2 protein-coding genes are annotated in these 982 nt (G+C 50.0%); both read right to left on the minus strand.

The window, feature by feature from the left end:
• Positions 1-208: 208 nt before the first annotated feature.
• Entirely contained in the window at positions 209-391 is a 183-nt protein-coding gene (locus CKL79_RS22980; RefSeq protein WP_141242295.1) for a hypothetical protein, read from the minus strand.
• Between the two features lie 296 nt (positions 392-687).
• Positions 688-879 (minus strand): ATP-binding protein, encoded by a 192-nt coding sequence (locus CKL79_RS22555; protein ID WP_276301339.1) that lies wholly within the window; start codon positions 877-879, stop codon positions 688-690.
• Positions 880-982: the final 103 nt, after the last annotated feature.

Below are 982 nucleotides of genomic sequence, written 5' to 3' on the forward strand. Positions count from 1 at the left end.
GGTTTCCTTCATCTGCTCATCTAGCATCCCCTAGCCTCTCTCAACTGACTTAACTCCGCCTTATAATGACCGGTAATGTATTTTATTGCCAGCCCCTAAGGTACGCTGGCATAGCTGACTATCCAGATGCTCTCGTACTTGCTTGGGTGTAGACTGACGTAAATAGACAATCGCTTTGCGCTCTAAATGAGAAGTTGTTATTTTGCTGCTAATCAAGGTGCTCATTGGGGGGGACCTCCAGTGTGTGGCCAGGGTTCAGTGGCATCAGTGCTTGTCTGAGAATGGTGACCAGTTGGTGGTGAGCTTGTTGTTGCTGCCGCTGCTCCAGATGGCTCCAGACTTGATGCGGTGCAATCTGCTGACGGTTGGCAGGCGGTGGATGCGGTGACATGGCATAGAGATCCTTGCTGCAAGCATTGAATGTTTTTAAACACTTGCAGTAAAGCTTCTACTGACGCAATCGATAGCGGAATTGGATAAACTTGGCTTGGGTCAGATTCTAAATCTGTTGCTTGTACAGGAATGATGCGTTCGACATCGGGCCGAATCCAAACGACGCAACAGCGACCTTGATTAGCCTTACTGGTGACTCCGACAAGGGGAAGTGTCCGCCCATAGAGTGGATGACATGGGTCTGTAACAGTGACCGTTTGCTCTGGTGATAATGACCTACGAATAGGGGCATTATCAGCGTTGGGTTTTGCCGATCCCTGATGGGCCAAAAATGAGACAGTTGGTTGCTTTATCTAGCCAACTAGCATCATCGGCAAGCTGCATCAGGGGTGCGGGATTGAAGTCTGCGCAGTGAGAGAACTCAAAGCTGGTCAAACTTTTTACGGCGGGCAGTTGTGCTTCTTTGATGGCCCGCTTTAGCCGCATTTGGTAGGGCGCATCTAGGTGTTGTGGGAGGGGTGCTTTAGAACGCTCGAAGGGACGAGGGGAAACAAGTCATCAAATCGCTGATTGACCCAAGCAACTCTGA

Source organism: Leptolyngbya sp. BC1307 (assembly GCF_002286735.1).
Classification (GTDB): Bacteria; Cyanobacteriota; Cyanobacteriia; order Phormidesmidales; family Phormidesmidaceae; genus Phormidesmis.

Excerpts from the sequence above, each read along its gene's own strand:
- CKL79_RS22980 (WP_141242295.1), bottom strand. The coding sequence starts at position 391 with ATGTCACCGCATCCACCGCCTGCCAACCGTCAGCAGATTGCACCGCAT.
- CKL79_RS22555 (WP_276301339.1), bottom strand. The coding sequence starts at position 879 with ATGCGGCTAAAGCGGGCCATCAAAGAAGCACAACTGCCCGCCGTAAAA.